The sequence below is a fragment of the Streptomyces sp. NPDC055099 genome (assembly GCF_053607685.1).
The window spans coordinates 112,260-130,579 of record NZ_JBSGUA010000011.1; the positions used below are offsets into that span (position 1 = coordinate 112,260).

Here is an 18,320-nt window from a genome sequence, read left to right on the forward strand (position 1 = left end):
GCTAATTTAAATCTGGTCCCACGCGTCGATCCGAAGAGGTGCCCCCGATGAACCTGGAGCTCAGCGAGGAGCAGTCCGCCGTCCGGCAGCTGGCGAAGGACTTCGTGGCCCGCGAGATCGCGCCCCACGTCATCGAGTGGGACCGCGCCGAGAGCGTCGACCGCTCGATCGTGAAGAAGCTCGGCGAGGTCGGATTCCTCGGGCTCACCGTCGACGAGGAGTACGGCGGCTCGGCCGGCGACCACCTCGCCTACTGCCTGGTGACCGAGGAGCTGGGGCGCGGCGACTCGTCCGTGCGCGGCATCGTGTCGGTCTCGCTGGGACTCGTGGCCAAGACCATCGCGTACTGGGGGAACGAGGAGCAGAAGCGGCAGTGGCTGCCGGGCCTCACCTCCGGTGAGCTCGTCGGATGCTTCGGGCTCACCGAGCCGGGCACCGGGTCCGACGCGGGCAACCTCTCCACGAAGGCCGTGCGCGACGGCGGCGACTACGTCATCAGCGGCTCCAAGATGTTCATCACGAACGGCACCTGGGCCGATGTCGTGCTGCTCTTCGCGCGGACGAACGACGCCCCCGGACACAAGGGCGTCTCCGCCTTCCTGGTGCCGACCGAGACCCCGGGCCTCAGCCGCCGCACGATCCACGGCAAGCTCGGCCTGCGCGGCCAGGCCACCGCCGAACTGGTCCTGGAGGATGTCCGCGTCCCGGCGTCGGCCATGATGGCGCCGGAGGGCAAGGGCTTCTCGGTGGCCATGTCGGCGCTCGCCAAGGGGCGGATGTCGGTCGCCGCCGGGTGCGTGGGCATCGCCCAGGCCGCCCTGGACGCGGCCGTGACGTACGCGACCGAGCGCGAGCAGTTCGGCAAGGCCATCGCGGGGCACCAGCTGGTCCAGGAGCTGATCAGCGACATCGCGGTGGACGTGGACGCCGCGCGCCTGCTGACCTGGCGGGTCGCCGACCTCATCGACCGCGGGCAGCCCTTCACCACGGAGTCCTCCAAGGCCAAGCTGTTCGCCTCCGAGGCCGCGGTGCGCGCCGCCAACAACGCCCTCCAGGTCTTCGGCGGCTACGGCTACATCGACGAGTACCCCGCGGGCAAGCTGCTGCGCGACGCGCGCGTGATGACGCTCTACGAAGGCACGAGCCAGATACAGAAGCTGGTCATCGGGCGGGCGCTCACCGGGATCTCGGCCTTCTGAGCGCGGCCTCCCGCCGTGCGGGCTGAGTACGTGACCTGAGTACGGCAACGGATGCGGCGCGGCCGCTCCCGGGCGAGGCTCTGCCCATGAGTGAGACACCGGTCAAGCAGCAGAGCACCACCGCCTACTACGGTCAGGCCATCGCGTCGTTCGCCGTGGCGCTCGCCGCCGTGGCGATCGGCATCTACAGCCTCGACGTCAGCGGCTGGATCCGCGCCTTCCTCGCCATCTCCGTCCTGTACCTGACGACCTCCGCGTTCACCCTCGCCAAGGTGATCAGGGACCGGCAGGAGGCGGACCAGCTCGTCAGCCGCGTCGACCAGGCCCGTCTGGAGAAGATTCTCGCCGAACACGACCCGTTCAAGCCGGTGGCCTGACCGGCGTCCTAAGCGCTTGCTCACCGTCAGGGGTATGGTGTCCCTCCCGACCGGCGGAAGGAGTGGGCGATGAGCACGGCGGAGCAGACCGAGGGCGATGACCTGCCATGGGGCGAGGTCACGCCCGATGCGGCGCGGCGGCTGCTGATCGCCGCCGTCGAGGCCTTCGCCGAGCGTGGGTACCACGCGACGACGACCCGGGACATCGCCGGCCGCGCCGGCATGAGCCCGGCGGCGCTCTACATCCACTACAAGACCAAGGAAGAGCTGCTCCACCGCATCAGCCGGATCGGCCACGACAAGGCCCTGCGCGTCCTGCGCACCGCGGCCGACGGTCCGGGCAGCGCGGCGGAGCGGCTCGCCGACGCCGTACGGTCCTTCGTGCGCTGGCACGCAGACCACCACACCACCGCGCGCGTGGTGCAGTACGAGCTCGACGCGCTCGGCGACGAGCACCGTACGGAGATCATCGCGCTGCGCCGCCAGTCCGACGCCGCCGTGCGGGACATGATCAACGACGGGGTGCGGGACGGGGAGTTCGACGTCCCCGACGTGCCGGGCACCACGCTCGCCGTGCTCTCGCTCTGCATCGACGTGGCCCGCTGGTTCAACGTCGCGGGCACCCGCACACCCGACGAGGTCGGCGCGCTCTACGCCGACCTCGTGCTGCGGATGGTGGGGGCCAAGAAGCAGGACTCCTGAGCCCCTCGGCCCGCCTCAGAAGTAGTAGCGGGAGACCGACTCGGCGACGCAGGCGGGCTTCTCGCTGCCCTCGCGCTCGACGGTGACCACGGCGGTGACCTGTACGCCGCCGTCCTTGGTCGGCTCGACCTCCTTGAGCACGGCGGTCGCCCGCACCCGGGAACCCGAGGGCACCGGCGAGGGGAAGCGGACCTTGTTGGTGCCGTAGTTGACGCCCATCTTCATGCCCTCGACGCGCATGACCTCCGGCACCAGGCTCGGCAGCAGCGACAGCGTCAGATAGCCGTGCGCGATGGTCGTCTTGAAGGGGCCCTGCGCCGCCTTCTCCGCGTCCACGTGGATCCACTGGTGGTCGCCCGTGGCATCGGCGAACAGGTCGATCCGCTTCTGGTCGACCTCCAGCCACTCGCTGTGCCCGAGCTGCTCGCCGACCCCGGCACGCAGGTCGTCGGCCGACGCGAAGATCCTCGGCTCTGCCATGTCCCTGGCCTCCTCAAAATGTACGAACTAAGCGGTTGCTCAGCATGCTGCGTACGCCGACGCGTGTCAACGGACCGGGCATCGAGGCCGACGGATCTGCCATTAGGGTTGGAGGGGTGCCCCAGATCCCAGAGAAGATCCACGAGCTCACGGTCGGCCAGCTCTCGGCCCGCAGCGGCGCCGCCGTCTCCGCCCTGCACTTCTACGAGACCAAGGGCCTGATCACCAGCCGCCGCACCTCGGGCAACCAGCGCCGCTACCACCGTGACGCGCTGCGCCGCGTCGCCTTCGTGCGCGCCGCCCAGCGCGTCGGCATCCCGCTCGCCACGATCCGCGAGGCGCTCGACTCGCTCCCCGAGGAGCGCACCCCGACCCGCGAGGACTGGGCGCGCCTCTCGGAGGACTGGCGCTCCGAACTGGACGAGCGGATCAAGCAGTTGGGCCGCCTGCGCGATCACCTCACCGACTGCATCGGCTGCGGCTGTCTCTCCCTGGAGAACTGCGTGCTCTCCAACCCCGACGACGTCTTCGGCGAACGCCTCACCGGCTCCCGTCTGTTGGCGGAGCGCCGGCCTCAGTCGTGACGTCGGGCGTGGCTTCGGCCTGGTCGCGCGGCCCCAGGTGGCGGAAGGTCGCGCTCAGGATCACCGCGGCGAGCGCTCCCGCGGCCACCCCGCTGCCGAAGACGGTGTGCGCCCAGGGCGGCAGCGGCGCGTACAGGCCCGGGGTCATCACCGGCAGCAGCCCCACGACCAGGGCGAGGGCGACCACCACGCTGTCGCTGCCGTGCGTGAGGTCGACCCGGGACAGCATGCTGAAGCCGAGGACGGCGATCACCGCGTAGATCACCAGGCCCGCCGCGCCGACCACCGGCTCGGGGATGGCGGCGAGCAGGCGCGTCAACGGGGTCAGCAGACCGCAGACGACGAGCAGGACGCCCGCGCCCGCCGTGACGAACCTGCTGCGTACGCGCGTCAGTTGGACGATGCCGATGTTCTCGGCGCTCGTCACCATCAAGGATGTGCCGAAGACACCGGCGCCCAGCGACACGAGCGCGTCGGCGCGGGCGATGCGCGGCACGTCCCGGCCCGCGTCCGGGGTGCGGCCGACCGCCTCGCTGTTGAGCACGGTCTGGCCGGTGGCCTCGGCGAGCGAGGCGAGCGCGAAGACCAGCAGCGGGATCGCCGCGAGCAGGTCGAAGCGCGGGGCGCCGTAAGGGAAGGGGTCCGGCAGCGCGAACGCGGCGCCGGAGGCGAGATGGATGTCCGTGCCGAGCAGCAGCGCGATGGCCGTGCCGCCCACCAGGCCGAAGAGCACCGCCATCTGCCGCCACACGCCCCGCAGGACGAGGAAGAGCAGCGCGATGACGCCGAGCGTCGCGAACCCGGGCCCCGGCCCCGACGCCACCATCGGCGCCGTCACCTTGATCATGTTGATGCCGATCAGGACGACCGTCGTCCCCATCACCAGGGGCGGGAACAGCCTCACCACGCGTCCGTAGAAGGGCAGTACGCAGATCAGGAACACCCCGGCGATCAGGACGGAGCCGGACGCCGTCGCGGCCCCGTACTCCTTCCCGATCTGCAGGAAGATCGCCACCGCCGCCCCGCCCGGCAGCATCAGGAACGGCAGCCGGGCGCCGACCCGCAGCGCCCGTACCCCGAGGGACTGGAGCAGCGCCCCGATGCCGCACAGCACCAGCGTGGCGCTGAGGAGCGAGGCCGTCTGAGCGGTGGTCAGCCGCAGCGTCGTGCCGATCAGGATCACCGACGAGACGGGCGCGGCGATCCCGGCGAGAAGGTGCTGGAGGGCGAGCGGTGCGAGGCGCGGCAGCGGAAGGCGCTCGTCGACGGCGGCCACCACGGGCTCAGCCCTTCGCTGGTGCGGGAGCCGGGGTGAGCCAGGGCAGTTCCCAGGCGGCGTAACGGTAGGCGCGGAAGACGGCGTTGGGCTCCGACGGGAAGAGCTTGCGGACCTCTTCCTCCTCGTAGCCGCCGAAGAAGGGCACGACGTACTCCCAGCAGAGATAGCCGTCCGCGGTGACTTCGAAGAGGCGGCCAGCGGGGGAGTCGGTGATCAGGGTGTTGCCGTTCGGCAGGCGCTGGGCGCTGCCCATGAACGGCGCGAAGAACGACTCGCGGGCCGGGTCGTGGTACTCCCAGACGACCTTGCCACCGGCACGCTCGATCTCGACGACCCGGCTGAACGGGACGTCCCAGTGCGGCCGGAAGACGCCGTTGTCGAAGACGAGGAAGTTGCCGTTCGGCAGTTCGGTGGGGCAGTGCTGCTGGGAGACGACGCCGGGCTCCGAGCGCCAGATGATCTCGCCCGTCTCGCGGGATATGACGACGACGGCGGAGACCGAGCGGAAGCTGGCGAGGATGTTGCCGTCGCTCGTCGGCAGGACGCTGTTGATCAGCGGGTAGTGCTCGCGGGCGTAGTCGGGGTGGAGCGGGAAGTCCGCGCGGCCGAGGCGCTCGGAGACCTTCCACTCCCAGGTGGTGTTCCCCTCGGCGTCCACCTCGACGATGGTGTCGGCCCACACGGTCCCGTCCCCGGCCTCGGACCCGGGCACGCCCCCGTGTACGGCCGCGGCGTCCTGGCCCGTCAGGGGTTCGAGGGCCGTGTAGAGGAGCCGGCCGTCGCCGTAGTGGTGCGCGTCGTGGTGCTGGAAGCGGTCGCGGTGCTCGCGCAGGACCGTGCCGTCCGGGGCGATCTCCTGCATGATCCCGCCGCGGTACTTGTGCCACATGGGGAAGAGCGCGGGCTCGTCGGGGAGCACGCCGTTGTAGGCGAGGTTGCCGTTCGGCAGGATGCGCGCGTGCCGTCCCGGGCGGTGCGGGAGGTTCCACTGGTGGGCGATCCCGCCGTGGGCGTCGATGAGGTAGACCTCGCCGCTCCCGGTGAGCGGGGCGAAGAGGGTGTAGCCGCCGTAACTGGCTTCCTCGTCCAGGGCCATCAGGCCGGTGCCGCGGCGGCGGCGCTGGTTCTGGTCCACGCGGGTCATGGAGATCCCGTCCTCTCGGTCCGGTGCGCTCGATTCATCACTTAACTTTCTTAAGTGGTGCCGAAGAGGTTAACCCGACGGATAGGCTGAGGGACATGGGTACGAGTGAGGAAAGTGCGGCGGGCGTCCCGCAGGTCGGTCCCGGGATTCGCAGGCTCCGCCGAGCCCTTGACCTGACGCTGGCGGACGTGGCGGCGCGGGCGGGGGTCTCCGCGCCCTTCCTCAGCCAGGTGGAGAACGGCCGCTCCCGGCCCAGCATGGGGTCCCTGCAGCGCATCGCCGACGCCCTGGACACCACGGCCGTCCAGCTCCTCGCCTCGGCGGACCGGCCGAAACCGGTGGACGTGGTGCGCGGCGACTCCGCCTCGGTGGGCGGGGGTGAGGGTGAGGGCAAGGGTGACCGGGAGGCCCGGATGCGCCCCTTGGTTCGCGGCCACCAGCGGCTGCACGCACTGGAGTTCACCGGGGATCACGACTGGGGCCGTGAGTACCGCCACCGCAACGACGAGATCCTCTACGTGGCCGACGGCTCGGCCGAGGTGGAGGCGGACGGCTCCCTGTACCGCCTGGACCGCGGGGACACGCTGTACTGCGCGGCGGAACTACCGCACCGCTGGCGTCCGTTGGAGGCGGGGACGCGGGTGCTGGTGGTGGGGATCGCGGACGGGGTGCGGGTGACGGACGAGAGGGGCCGCTGACACGGCCGCCCGCTCGCCCGCCCGGGGAGTCACTCGAACTCCGTGCCGCCCTTCCTCGTCAGATAGGCCGCGCTGACCGCCTTGGCGATGGCGCGGCCGCCGGTCACGGGGGAGTACCGCTCGACCGCGGGCCGGATCACGACGCCCTCCCGCAGATGCAGGGCGCGCCCCGACACCGTCTCGCGGCCGGAGGCGATCTCCAGGACGTGTCCGGCGTCGTACGGGCCCTCGTACAGGCGCGGCACCAAGGGGAGCCGGTCCTTGAGCAGGGCCGCGGGGTCCAGCCACCGGACCTCGCCGTCGATCTCGGCGCTCACGTCGTAGACCGCGTACCCGAGCGTCTCGCGGCGTCCGTCCGCGCCGTACGTGAGGTCCTGGACCCCGGCTCCGTACACCTCCCCGAAGATCCCCACCCGGCGCGCGCCGAGCCGCTCGGCAAGCGCGGCGGCCTCGGCCACCACTCCGTGACCGTGGATCGCGCGCCAGTAGAGATTGCGCGCATCCTCCTTCAGGGCAAGGGACTTGGAACCGAAGCCCTTCGACGAGACATGCACCCGGCCGCCCTCGCTCCCGTCCTCCCCCTGTCCGGCCACGTAGGTCAGCAGGCAGGCGGAACCGTGCAGCTTCTCCGTGAGGACCACCCCCTCGCCGGGTGCGAAGATGTCCGGGTGGCGCTGGATGTTCTCGATGTCCACCCACGGCAGCAGGTCGGGTGCGGCCTCGACGTCGCCGTCCATGGTGGGCGGGATCGGCGGCACCCACTTCACGACCCCGAGCCGGTCCGCGAAGTCCGTGCCCTCCGCCGCGGCCCGCGTCAGGTCCACCTCCGCGAGCGCCCGGGGCCGGCACACGATGCCCTGCGACAGCTCGCCCCGCAGCCGTACCGCCTTCACCCGGTCCGACCTGCCGCCCGCGAGCCGCCCGGTGAGTCCCAGCTCGTCGATCAACTCGGCAGGCAGAACGGCCTGTTCGGGGATGTAGAGCGCCGTGTCGCCGGTCCGGTAGGCGCCCTTGGCGACGACCGCGCGGTACAGGCCCACCTGGGCCAGTTCGAGGGCGTCGGCGTTCGGATGCTCGTGGATGGTCAGTACTTCGGCGGTGACGCGCAGCGTCGACATGGGACGGGCTCCTGGGTTCTACGTGCCTCGCGGGCACGGGGACACGACTGTCATCGACGCCAACTGTGCCGACGGCAAAGCGCTGGAGCGACCGAATATGTGGCTGATAACGTCACGCTCCCGAGCGCCGGGCCCATCCCCGCCGGGACCCACCCCTGCCAGTACCCACCCCTACCGGGACGGCGTGTCGAGCATCGAGAGCGCCACCGACACCAACTGGGCGTTCGACACAGCCCGTTCCCCGTCCGGCAGGACGAGCGTGTCCTCCAGGCCGATGCGGGTGGCGAGACCCAGGCGCCCCGCGAGCCGCAGCACGGGCCAGGTGCCGCCCTCCTCGCCGTGCAGCAAAACGGGGCGGCCGTGTGCCCGGCCGATCACGGCGAGGAGGGCGCGGGCCGAGTCGCGGGCCGTGCCGGGGTCGGGGTCCGTCACCTCCGCGAGGACCCGCAGGACCCGTGGGCCGAGCGCCGACGCCATGAAGCGTTCCGTGCCGTCCGTGCCGGACCAGATGCCGGCCTCCACGCCCACGCCCCGGTCCATCAGCGCCTCGGCCACCGCCTCCGCCCCGGGCTCGTGCCAGTTCACCGACGCGTGGTCGGGCAGCACGGTCCACGCGCGGATGTGCGCCACCCGCTCCTTGGGGTCGGGGACGGCCCAGGCGCCCGTGGTCACGCCGACCGGCACGGAGGTCACGGAACGGACCGCTTCCAGCGCGGCCGCAACCGCTCGTGTCGTCAACGTGTCTTGCCCACAGGGGGACTTGGGGTGAACATGAACGTCCCGCGCACCGGCCGCGACGGCCGCCGCCGCGGACTCGGCCATCGCCCCGGGTGACAGGGGGATCAACGCACCATCGCCCGCGCCGCGGGCGCCGTTCAGACATACCTGCATCACCACAGGACAGCACAGACGACGACACACAGACGACTCACAGGGGGAAGGCCGATGGGCATAGCCATCTGCTCGTTGCTGTGGAGTGCCGAGCGCACGGGGCGGCAGAAGATCACCTACGACAGCGACGGCTACCACCTCGTGCGTTTTCCGTACACGGGCACCGACGAGTCGTACGACCCGTGGCACATGCACGACCCCGGCAAAGGCGCCACCAGCCCGTCGGGCTTCCCGGACGCCCGGTCCGGGCTCATCTGGCCGAGCCACCACGGCTGGGGCACCCTGTCGGCGATGATCTTCTGGGAGCCGGACGACCGGCCCACCGAGTACCGCGCGCGCTTCGTGCGCGATCCGCTCGGCGCCTCCACCGGTTACGACTCGACGGCCACCATCGACTGGGCGCCCACCAGGGGCGGGCAGTACCGGACGCACATGTGGCAGATGTTCGTCCGCCCGGGGACTCCGGTCGGCCTGAAGATGTCGGCGCGCGGCCCCGGCGACGTGAAGATCGCCGCACCGCTCATGTTCGCCGAGTTCAAGCTGGCCATACAGACGGACGTGGCGACGCCCTAGCCGCCGTACGCCCGCGGACACTCCGGGCGGACGTCATGCCGAGACCAGCGGCCGTGCCCGCCGCCCCCGTGCCCTGGCCATCGCGGCGGGCGTGAGGACCGGGGCCGGCACGACGATGCCGCAGCCGGTGCAGACGGCGCCCGCCGAGGGCTCGTGCGCCAAGCCGTGCGTCCAGACGAGGTCGGTGCGGTCGCACACCGGGCAGACCGTGCCCGGCTCCCGCTCCAGCGCCGCGATCAGCCGCCGCAGCACCTCGGCGAGCGGTCCCGAGGGGTGGATGCCGGGATCGTCGCACCACGCGACCCCGAACCCGCCCCAGGTGCACCGGTGCCAGTCGTCCACGCTGCCGGGGCGGCGCAGCCCGTCGTGCTTCTCCTTGCGGCGGCGCTCCGCGAAGTCCCGCTCGTAGGCGAGCCAGACCGCACGCGCTGCCTCCAGTTCGTCGAGCGCGGCCACCAGCCGCGCCGGATCGGGTGAGCGGTCCTCGGGCCCGAAGCCCGCCCGGGAGCACAAATGGTCCCAGGTCGCCCGGTGGCCGTAAGGGGCGAACCTCTCCAGGCACTTGCGCAGTGAATACCGCCGTAGTGCCAAATCGCTCAGCGGATCGCGCACCTGTCTCGCGAGACTCCGGAATCCGGCCATCGCCCTGCACCTCCGTCGCACGTTCTCGGACGTTGCCGAGTAGACGTATCGACTTGCGATTCGGCTCCCTCGACTTCCATCCGATTTTCGATGGACGACATAAGACGGCGGTGAGCTGGAGCTATGTGCGCATTTTGAAAAAGCGACGCATGCTCATCTTCCGGGTTCGGCAACCCGCCAGTAACCTCCGCCTCAACTCCACCCCACAGGAGCACGAGCGGAGCCCAGAGGAGCACACATGCGACGACGCATCGTCCGGCTCAGAACCCTCACCGCCACCGCGGCGCTCGCCCTCGCCGCGTCCCTCCTCTCACCACAGCCGGGGACGGCCGCCGACGCCGACGAGCCCCGGCCTACCGCCACGGATTACTGCGAGGGGCAGTGCGCCGACATCCTGCCGCCCGGCGCCAACGGCAACGCCACGCTCGCCGACATACTCGCCCATCGCGTCTTCGGAACTCAGCCCAAGCACGCCGATGACCAGTTGCGTCCGTATGACGCCCTCTCCTCCGGCTATCCGTCCCTCACCGACGGCAAACTGACGGAATTCTTCAACGACGCGTCCTTCGGCGTACGCGAAGGCCAGGTCGCCTCCGTCACCAGGCCGCGCGACGACGTGACGATCACCCGGGACAAGAAGTACGGCATTCCGCACATCAAGGGCACCACGCGCTACGGCACCGAGTTCGGCGCGGGCTTCGCGGCCGGGCAGGACCGGCTCTGGCTCATCGACCTGTTCCGGCACATCGGCCGCGGCCAGCTCACCTCCTTCGCGGGCGGCGCCCTCGCCAACCAGGGCCTTGAGCAGCAGTTCTGGCCGCAGGCCCCGTACACGGAGAAGGACCTGGAGAAGCAGGTCGAGTACATCAGGTCGACGCAGGGCGAGCGCGGCGAGCAGGCCATGGCGGACGCCCAGGCCTACATCGACGGCCTCAACGCCTACCGCGTGAAGGCGAAGAACGGCCGCTACTTCCCCGGGGAGTACGTCCTCACCGGCAAGATCGACGCGATCACCAACATCGGCGAGATAGAGCCCTTCAAGATCACCGACATGATCGCGCTCGCCTCCGTGGTCGGCGGGCTCTTCGGCAACGGCGGCGGCGGAGAGGTCGAAGCGGCCCTCTCGCTCCTCAAGTCCCAGGAGAAGTACGGCGTCGAGAAGGGCACGAAGGTCTGGGAGTCCTTCCGCGCCCGCAACGACCCCGAGGCCGTCCAGACCATCCACGACGGCACGAGCTTTCCGTATGCGGGCAAGCCCGAGAACGCCCGCGGGACCGCGATGCCCGACGCCGGTTCGGTCGAGCGCGAGCAGCTCGTGTACGACCGCGAGGGCGGCGCCAAGTCCGCCTCCGTGGGCAAGGCCGCCCCCAAGGACCCGGTGAAGGCGCCCAAGAGGCTCAAGCCGCTCCAGGGGATGTACGACGACGGAGTGCTGCCCGCCGACCTGTTCGGTCAGGACGGCCACAAGAAGGGCATGTCCAACGCCCTCCTCGTCTCCGGCAAGCACACCGCGAGCGGAAACCCGGTCGCCGTCTTCGGCCCGCAGACCGGCTACTTCGCCCCGCAGCTCCTCATGCAGCAGGAGCTGCAGGGCCCCGGCATCAGCGCGCGCGGCGTCTCCTTCGCGGGCGTCGGCATGTACGTCCAGCTCGGGCGCGGCCAGGACTACGCCTGGTCGGCCACGTCCGCCGGGCAGGACATCACGGACACGTACGCCGTCGAGCTCTGCGAACCGGGCGGCGGCGCCCCCACCAAGCAGTCCACCCACTATCTCCACGACGGCACCTGCACCCCCATGGAGAAGCTGGAGCGCAGGAACGCCTGGAAGCCGACCCTCGCCGACTCCACGGCCGCGGGCTCCTACCGGATGCAGGTCTTCCGCACGAAGTACGGCGTCGTGACGCACCGCGCGAGCGTGGAGGGCAAGCCCGTCGCGTACGTCTCGCTGCGCTCCACCTACCGCCACGAGGCCGACTCGATCATCGGCTTCCAGATGCTGAACGACCCGACGTACGTCAAGGACGCGTCGACCTTCATGAAGGCCGCCGAGAACATCAGCTACGCCTTCAACTGGTTCTACGCCGACGCGCGCGACACCGCGTACTACAACAGCGGCGCCAACCCCGAGCGGGCGAAGGACATCGACCCCGCCCTGCCGGTCAAGGCCCAGAAGGCGTACGAATGGCGGGACTTCGACCCGGAGAACAACACATCGGCACGCACCCCGTCGGCCGAGCACCCGCAGTCCGTCAACCAGGACTACTACATCTCCTGGAACAACAAGCAGGCCAAGGACTTCAGCACGGCGGGCTTCGGCCTGAGCGCCGTGCACCGCGGCGACCTGCTGGACGGACGGGTGAAGAAGCTCACCGAGGAGGGCGGCGTCACGCGGGCCAAGCTGACCCAGGCCATGTCCGAGGCCGCGGTCACCGACCTGCGCGGCGAACAGGTGCTCCCCGAACTGCTCAAGGTGGTCCGGAGCAAGCCCGTCACCGACCCGCAACAGGCCGAGGCCGTGCAGCAGTTGGAGGCGTGGCACAAGGCCGGGTCGCAGCGCAACCAGACCGCGGCGGGCTCGAAGACCTACGCCCACCCCGACGCCGTACGCATCATGGACGCCTGGTGGCCCCTGCTGATCGAGGCGGAGTTCAAGCCGGGCCTGGGCAAGGAGCTGTACGAGGCGCTGACGGCGCAGCTGAGCACCGACGAGTCACCGTCGGCCGGGCACGGCCCGACCGGGGCGCACGCCGGATCGGCCTTCCAGTACGGCTGGTGGGGCTACGCGGACAAGGATCTGCGGACCGTGCTCGGGCAGCCCGTGGAGGGCGAGCTCGGGGACGCCTACTGCGGCGGGGGAAAGCTGGACGCCTGCCGTGACGCGCTCCTGGCCACCCTGACGCAGGCCGCCGCCAAGCCCGCGACCGAGGTCTATCCCGGCGACGAGAGCTGCAAGCCGGGCGAGCAGTGGTGCGCGGACTCGATCATCCACCGGGCGCTCGGCGGCATCACGCACGGGCCGGTCCAGTGGCAGAACCGGCCCACGTACCAGCAGGTCGTCGAGTTCCCCGGGCACCGCTAGGCGAAGGGGAGTCACACGAGCGGAATCCGCCCTGCGGCGAACACGACACGCGCCAGTTCCTCGTGGCAGATGTCGCTGTGCGCGCCGGAGGGCGGACCCCCGCGCCGCACCACCGACGACGCGTCCACACTGACGCACCCCTTGGCCGGGATCGCCCGGCCGAGCTTGACGCGTTTGGCGCCGTCCACCGCCCGGATGCCGTCGTACCCGATGGCCCCCCAGCGCTCCCAGAGACCGAGGAAGGTCGAGGAGTCTCCGGCGATCTTCGACGCCAGGGGGTAGATCTTGCCCAGGGCGTCGTCGTGCCGGGAGTAGCAGGACACCAGCGGCCCGTCGATCCGCCGCTGCACGCCGTTGAGCGCGCCGCTGCGCGTGGGCGCGTGCGGCAGCCGCTTGGAGAACGCGTAGTGCGAGAAGGCCCCTTGGAGCAGGGTCGTGGACTTCACGCTGCGCACCGACGCCGGCATCCCGCGCAGGGCGTACGACACGAGCCGCGCGCCGAAGCTGTGCCCGATGAAATGCACCCGTACGTTCGGCGCCTCCCGGGCGAGCAGTCCGACCGCGGGGCCGAGCCCCAGTTGGCCCACGGAGCCCGCACGGCGCTTCATGGCGTAGTAGCTGGCCTGGCGCAGGAGTTCGTGCGCCCCGTTCCAGAGGCGTTTGCGCAGGCTGCCGAAGAGCTCCTGCTGGCCGGTGCCCTCCATCGCCGCGGCGAAGACCTGGCACACCTCGACCGCGTCGTCGGTCAGCATGGCGGGCAGGCCCGTCCAGGTGTCGTTGGCGAAGCGCCAGGCGGCGCTGTTCTGGTGCACGGCGACGAGGTTGCGCACGAGGCGGCTGTACTCGTAGAGGCGCGTGGGCACCTCGGAGCGTTCCTCAAGGAGCGCACCGATCCGCCGCAGGTCGTCGTCGTGACCGGGGAACGTGCGGGCCAGGAGCAGCCGCGTCGGCTCGTCGAGCAGGGGGCCCGCGCCCGGCACGGGCCCCGGCCCGGTGGCCGTGACCGAGGGCTCGAAGTCCGGGATGCGTTCGTCGGGGAAGCGGATGGCGGGCCAGAGCACGCCCACGTACCCCAGGCGTACGCGCGGTCCCGCGAGGTCGCGGCACGGCGTGAAGAACCGTCGGTAGAGGTCGGTCGCCATGTCTTGGTCGTTGTTCCAGCCGTGCGCGAGGACGAGGAGATCGGTGACGTTCTCGTCGGCCACCTCGGCGAGGAGATGGTCGCGTTGCGTGGTGTCGACATCCCCGTCGGCGTCGAAGGTCAATTCCCAGTAGGGCTCCACGTGGACCATCGTCCTGCGGCCCCGGTGTACTGACCAGATGTCCCGCAGCACGCATTGGGGCAGGCGTCCACCACGGTCACCGGGTCACGTCAGTTCCCGCTCCCGGGTCTCCGGCAGCGCGAGGACGCAGACCAGGGACACGACGGCCATCGCGCTCACGTACCAGCCCACCGAGGACGAGCCGAACGCGGACTGCAGCCGTGTCGCCACCAGCGGGGATACCGCGCCGCCGAGCACGCCGCCCAGGTTGTAGGCGAGCGAGGCGCCCGAATAGCGCACCTTCGTGCCGAACAGCTCCGGGAGGTAGGCGCCCATCGGCCCGTAGACGACCCCCATGCAGAACAGCGCGCCGCCGAGCGCCAGCGCCATGAGCACCGGCTGTTCGGTGTCCAGGAGCGGGAAGAGCACCAGCCCCCACACCACCGCGATCCCGGCGCCCACCAGGACCAGCTTGCGGCGTCCCGCGCCGTCGGAGCGCGTCGCGGCGAGCCACGTACCGGCCGCGAGGAAGAGGCAGGCCACCAGCGAGAGGCCCAGCATGGTGTTGCGGGAGACGCCCAGGGTGCCGGTGGAGTAGGCGAGGCAGTACGTCGTCGCCGTGTAGAAGAGGCCGTACGCGACGACCATCCCGCCCGCGCCGAGCAGGAGTTCACGCGGATGGTGCCGCAGCACGTCGAGCGTGGGGACCTTGCTGGCCTCCTGCGCGTCCATGACCTTCGCGAAGACCGGCGTCTCGCTGATCCGCAGACGGACGAAGAGTCCGACGCCGACGAGCAGGAACGAGAGCAGGAACGGCACGCGCCAGCCCCAGGAGCGGAACGCGTCGTCGGACAGGACCGCCGAGAGCAGCCAGAAGGTGCCGGTGGCCGCGAAGAACCCGACGGACGGCCCGAGTTGCGGGAAGGCCGCGTACAGGCCGCGCTTCTTCTTCGGCGCGTGCTCCACCGCGAGCAGCGCGGCCCCGCCCCACTCGCCGCCGAGCCCGATGCCTTGCAGGAAGCGCAGCAGGATCAGCAGGACCGGCGCCCAGATGCCCAGGGTGCCGTAACCGGGCAGGAGTCCGACGAGCGCCGTCGAAAGACCCATCAGGAGCAGCGAGGCCACGAGCACCGACTTGCGGCCGACCCGGTCGCCGAAGTGCCCGAAGACCACCGAGCCGATGGGCCGCGCCGCGAACGCCACCGCGTAGGTGGAGAAGGAGGCGAGGGTGGCGTTGACCGGGTCCAGGGTCGGGAAGAACGCCTCGTTCAGGACGAGCGCGGCCGCCGTGCCGTAGATGTAGAAGTCGTAGAACTCGATGGCCGTCCCGATGAACGAGGCCACGGCCACCCGGCGCATGCTCTCGGGGCTGCCGTCCGCGCCCGGGACCTGCTCTTTCTCCGCTGCTGTCGTTTCGCTCCGCACGACCGGCACTGTCGCGTTGGATGTAGGGGCCAGTCAATACCCGGGACGGCTTGTCTCGGTCATTGAGACCGCTTCACCCGGCCTGGCGGTGAGCCGCGGTGACGCGGTGCAGATGGATGAGGATGTCGTGCGAGGGCGCGAGCCGGATCTGGTGCGGGCCGTCCGGGAACGCGGTGCCGATGCTCTTGGTCAGGCGGCTCTTGCCCAGCCACTTCCGGGCCGTCGCGGGAGCGGTCCGCATGTCCAGGAAGTAGTCGTCGTATCGCACCTTGTCGAGCGTGTGCTCGTTCATCCCGCGCGTGGCGGCACCCACGGAGCGCGGCTTCCACACCTCGGACTCCGCGCTCTGCGCCATGAGCGAGCCCCGGTCGAAGGTGAACCCGATGCTGACGTAGCGCTCGCCGAGCCGGTCCCGCAGGAAGGCGCCCTGCATCTTCGGATAACGGGGGTCGTAACTCTCGTACCCCACATGGGCGTTGTGCGCCGACAGGAGCACCTTGTCGCCGGTCTGCCGCTGCCACCACGCGGTGTTCTGCGCCATGAGGCGGTCGCGGTAGAGCATGCCGTCCTTGACGCCCTCGGGAGTGTCGAAGGGGAAGGCGTAGATCGTGGCGGTCTGCGAGACGGACCGGGCGTGGTGCAGGGCCAGGGTGAACTCGCGGTCAGCGGCGTCGGGTTGCAGTTTCTTCAGCAGGTCGTGCGCCTCCCGCGCCTTCCCGGCCAGCTCCTTCCGCTCCTTCAGCGGCCTGCCCATGTACGTGTCCCCGTCCGCGAGGCGGCGGATCGGCGCGTACAGCTCGGTGATCCTGGGCAGCAGTCCGGGCTTGTGGGCGCGGACATAGTCCTTCACGCCGTCGAACAACTCGGAGCCGATCTCCGGGTAGTTGAGGTCGTTGCCCATGAAGCGCACCTGGCGGTGCGGGTGCTCGTCGTTGTACGTGCGCATCCAGGTCAGGAGCTCGACGTACTCCTCGGTGTCCCAGGGCGTCTTCGCCAGCTCCTTGTGGACCAGCTCGCGCACGTCTCCCTCGCCCCCGCGCACGTACGCGTCGAAACGCAGGCCCGTGGTCCAGCTGACCTCCTGCGCGAAGGTGGTGAACCCCTTCTCCTCCACGAGATAGCGGAAAACGCGGTCCTTCATGGTGAAGAACTCGTGCGAACCGTGTGTGGCCTCACCCAGGCCCACCACCGAGGCGTCACCCACCATCCGGCCCATCGGCCGCAGGTCCTTGGTGGAACCGCCCGGATCGGTCGAGCGCAGGGGGTGGGCCGCGCGTTCGATCGCCGGGACAGGGTTGGTGGACTCCGGCGCCGCGCCGGCCTGAGGGGCGACGAGCACCCCCAGGCCGAGCGTGCCGGCCACCGCCAGGGGGACGGTGCGTCGTGCTGTCCGGGCCATGCGGATCTCCTCAACTCGGGTGTACGGAGCTGAAGATCAGGATTCCGGCCCGGCAGGGGTGCCTGCCAACCGGCAGGCACCCCACTCGCCGGTAGGGCCTTCCCTACCGAAGACCTAGGGGTAGCGCAGGTACCTCTTCCGCACGGCACGGAACCGCGCGAGGTCGTCGTGCCAGCCGGCCACCACCTCGTCCGTGTCCGCGCCCGCGTCGATCATGGTGCGGACCCGCGTGGTGCCCGTCAGCTTGTCGATCCAGTTGTCGGGGCGCCAGGCGAAGCCGCTCCACGTCTTCTTGGCGGTCACCAGAAGCGCGATTCCGGTGCGCACCGGGTCGAACGACTCCCGGTCGTGCACATGGAGCTGCACGCCGCCGATCGTCTTGCCCTGGAACTTGGAGAACGTCGGCGCGAAATAGGCCTCCCTGAAGTCCACGCCGCGCAGCCCGGCGTCGTTCGCGGCGGCCGCCCACTTCCGGTCGATGCCCTCGGCGCCCAGCAACTCGAAGGGGCGGGTCGTGCCGCGCCCCTCGGAGAGGTTCGTGCCCTCGAAGAGGCAGGTGCCGCTGTAGACCAGCGCGGTGTCGGGCGTCGGCATGTTCGGGCTCGGCGGCACCCACGGGAGCTCGGACGCGTCGTAGAAGTCCGAGCGCTTCCAGCCCGTCATCCGTACGGTCTCCAGCTCGACCGGGCGCTCCAGGAACTCGCCGTTGAACAGCAGCGCGAGCTCCGTCACCGTCATCCCGTGCGCCTGCGCTATCGGCTGCCGCCCGACGAACGTCGCGAACTCCTTGTGCAGCACGGGCCCCAATGCGGCGCGTCCCGTGACCGGATTCGGCCGGTCGAGGACGACGAATCGTTTCCCCGCGAGCTCGGCCGACTCCATGCAGTCGAAGAGCGTCCAGATGTACGTGTAGAAGCGCGCTCCCACGTCCTGGATGTCGAAGACGATCGTGTCGACGCCGGACGCCGTGAAGATGTCGGCGAGGGCCTTGCCGCTCTTCTGGTACGTGTCGTAGACGGGCAGCCCGGTGGCCGGGTCGTCGTAGCGCCCCTCGGAACCGCCCGCCTGGGCCGTCCCCCGGAAGCCGTGCTCGGGGCCGAAGACCGCGACCAGGTCCACGCGCTCGTCGGCGTGCATGACGTCGACGATGTGGCGGACGTCCCTGGTCACGCCGGTCGGATTGGTGACGACGCCGACCCGCTCGCCGTCCAGGAGCGCGTATCCGTCGGCGGCCAGGCGGTCGAAGCCGGTGCGCAGCCTCCGGCCGCCGCCCGATCCGCCCCCGCCTCCTGCAGCGGCCGCCGGGGCCGCCGAGGTGAGGGCCGTGGCGGTACCGGCGGCCAGCAGGCCCCGTCTGGAGAAGCTGCGGCGGGACAGGTTCATGCAGAGACCTCCGTGTGCGCGGTGGCTGTCATGGCCACGCACGCTAGCGCGCGGACCGCGGCCGCGGAACGAACCTGGCTGCCCG

17 protein-coding genes are annotated in these 18,320 nt (G+C 70.6%); 7 read left to right on the plus strand and 10 right to left on the minus strand.

Translation table 11 applies throughout. The annotated features are described in order from the left end of the window. Positions 1 to 47 precede the first annotated feature (47 nt). The 3 genes from ACWFRU_RS25895 to ACWFRU_RS25905 all read left to right on the plus strand — a co-directional run bounded on the left by ACWFRU_RS25895 (position 48) and on the right by ACWFRU_RS25905 (position 2,278). Positions 48 to 1,199, plus strand: coding sequence for an acyl-CoA dehydrogenase family protein (locus ACWFRU_RS25895; RefSeq protein ID WP_453690567.1), 1,152 nt, complete (start codon positions 48 to 50; stop codon positions 1,197 to 1,199). Positions 1,200 to 1,285: 86 nt separating this feature from the next. Continuing rightward, a complete protein-coding gene (locus ACWFRU_RS25900; RefSeq protein ID WP_453690568.1) occupies positions 1,286 to 1,576 on the plus strand; it encodes a YiaA/YiaB family inner membrane protein in 291 nt (96 codons plus the stop codon). 69 nt (positions 1,577 to 1,645) lie between these two features. Further along, the gene (locus ACWFRU_RS25905; protein ID WP_453690569.1) at positions 1,646 to 2,278 is read left to right on the plus strand and encodes a TetR/AcrR family transcriptional regulator; all 633 of its coding nucleotides are present in this window, start codon (positions 1,646 to 1,648) and stop codon (positions 2,276 to 2,278) included. A 15-nt stretch (positions 2,279 to 2,293) separates the two neighbouring features. On the opposite strand, the gene ACWFRU_RS25910 is transcribed toward ACWFRU_RS25905, so the two are convergent. Continuing rightward, complete coding sequence (locus tag ACWFRU_RS25910; RefSeq protein ID WP_363210804.1) at positions 2,294 to 2,758, minus strand: MaoC family dehydratase; 465 nt, start codon at positions 2,756 to 2,758, stop codon at positions 2,294 to 2,296. A 116-nt stretch (positions 2,759 to 2,874) separates the two neighbouring features. On the opposite strand from ACWFRU_RS25910, the gene soxR reads away from it, so the two are divergent. Further along, a complete protein-coding gene (soxR, locus tag ACWFRU_RS25915) occupies positions 2,875 to 3,342 on the plus strand; it encodes a redox-sensitive transcriptional activator SoxR (RefSeq protein ID WP_365820809.1) in 468 nt (155 codons plus the stop codon). On the opposite strand, the gene ACWFRU_RS25920 is transcribed toward soxR, so the two are convergent. Both ACWFRU_RS25920 and ACWFRU_RS25925 read right to left on the minus strand, forming a co-directional pair. Then, positions 3,299 to 4,621 (minus strand): uracil-xanthine permease family protein, encoded by a 1,323-nt coding sequence (locus ACWFRU_RS25920; RefSeq protein WP_453690570.1) that lies wholly within the window; start codon positions 4,619 to 4,621, stop codon positions 3,299 to 3,301. The two genes, soxR and ACWFRU_RS25920, sit on opposite strands and share 44 nt — an antisense overlap. Before the next feature lie 4 nt (positions 4,622 to 4,625). Next, entirely contained in the window at positions 4,626 to 5,765 is a 1,140-nt protein-coding gene (locus ACWFRU_RS25925) for an aryl-sulfate sulfotransferase (protein ID WP_453690571.1), read from the minus strand. A 95-nt stretch (positions 5,766 to 5,860) separates the two neighbouring features. On the opposite strand from ACWFRU_RS25925, the gene ACWFRU_RS25930 reads away from it, so the two are divergent. Continuing rightward, positions 5,861 to 6,463 (plus strand): helix-turn-helix domain-containing protein, encoded by a 603-nt coding sequence (locus ACWFRU_RS25930; RefSeq protein ID WP_453690572.1) that lies wholly within the window; start codon positions 5,861 to 5,863, stop codon positions 6,461 to 6,463. Positions 6,464 to 6,492: 29 nt separating this feature from the next. On the opposite strand, the gene ACWFRU_RS25935 is transcribed toward ACWFRU_RS25930, so the two are convergent. Both ACWFRU_RS25935 and ACWFRU_RS25940 read right to left on the minus strand, forming a co-directional pair. Further along, a complete protein-coding gene (locus tag ACWFRU_RS25935; RefSeq protein WP_453690573.1) occupies positions 6,493 to 7,581 on the minus strand; it encodes an RNA ligase (ATP) in 1,089 nt (362 codons plus the stop codon). 171 nt (positions 7,582 to 7,752) lie between these two features. Beyond that, positions 7,753 to 8,475: a 3-keto-5-aminohexanoate cleavage protein gene (locus ACWFRU_RS25940; RefSeq protein WP_453690574.1), complete on the minus strand. Its 723-nt coding sequence runs from the start codon at positions 8,473 to 8,475 to the stop codon at positions 7,753 to 7,755. A 51-nt stretch (positions 8,476 to 8,526) separates the two neighbouring features. Between ACWFRU_RS25940 and ACWFRU_RS25945 the strand changes: the two genes are divergently transcribed. Then, positions 8,527 to 9,045, plus strand: a complete 519-nt coding sequence (locus ACWFRU_RS25945) for a hypothetical protein (RefSeq protein WP_453690575.1) — start codon at positions 8,527 to 8,529, stop codon at positions 9,043 to 9,045. A 33-nt stretch (positions 9,046 to 9,078) separates the two neighbouring features. Here the strand turns inward: ACWFRU_RS25945 and ACWFRU_RS25950 are convergent, their stop codons facing one another. Further along, a complete protein-coding gene (locus ACWFRU_RS25950) occupies positions 9,079 to 9,687 on the minus strand; it encodes a hypothetical protein (RefSeq protein WP_453690576.1) in 609 nt (202 codons plus the stop codon). Between the two features lie 238 nt (positions 9,688 to 9,925). On the opposite strand from ACWFRU_RS25950, the gene ACWFRU_RS25955 reads away from it, so the two are divergent. Then, a complete protein-coding gene (locus tag ACWFRU_RS25955; protein ID WP_453690577.1) occupies positions 9,926 to 12,766 on the plus strand; it encodes a penicillin acylase family protein in 2,841 nt (946 codons plus the stop codon). Between the two features lie 11 nt (positions 12,767 to 12,777). Here the strand turns inward: ACWFRU_RS25955 and ACWFRU_RS25960 are convergent, their stop codons facing one another. From ACWFRU_RS25960 to ACWFRU_RS25975, 4 genes are all read right to left on the minus strand, one after another. Continuing rightward, a complete protein-coding gene (locus tag ACWFRU_RS25960) occupies positions 12,778 to 14,058 on the minus strand; it encodes a serine-threonine protein kinase (RefSeq protein WP_453690578.1) in 1,281 nt (426 codons plus the stop codon). 75 nt (positions 14,059 to 14,133) lie between these two features. Next, complete coding sequence (locus ACWFRU_RS25965; RefSeq protein WP_453690731.1) at positions 14,134 to 15,387, minus strand: MFS transporter; 1,254 nt, start codon at positions 15,385 to 15,387, stop codon at positions 14,134 to 14,136. A 139-nt stretch (positions 15,388 to 15,526) separates the two neighbouring features. Next, the gene (locus ACWFRU_RS25970; protein WP_453690579.1) at positions 15,527 to 16,852 is read right to left on the minus strand and encodes an erythromycin esterase family protein; all 1,326 of its coding nucleotides are present in this window, start codon (positions 16,850 to 16,852) and stop codon (positions 15,527 to 15,529) included. 114 nt (positions 16,853 to 16,966) lie between these two features. After that, on the minus strand, positions 16,967 to 18,235 hold the full coding sequence (locus tag ACWFRU_RS25975) for an exo-beta-N-acetylmuramidase NamZ family protein (protein ID WP_453690580.1): 1,269 nt from the start codon (positions 18,233 to 18,235) through the stop codon (positions 16,967 to 16,969). Positions 18,236 to 18,320: the final 85 nt, after the last annotated feature.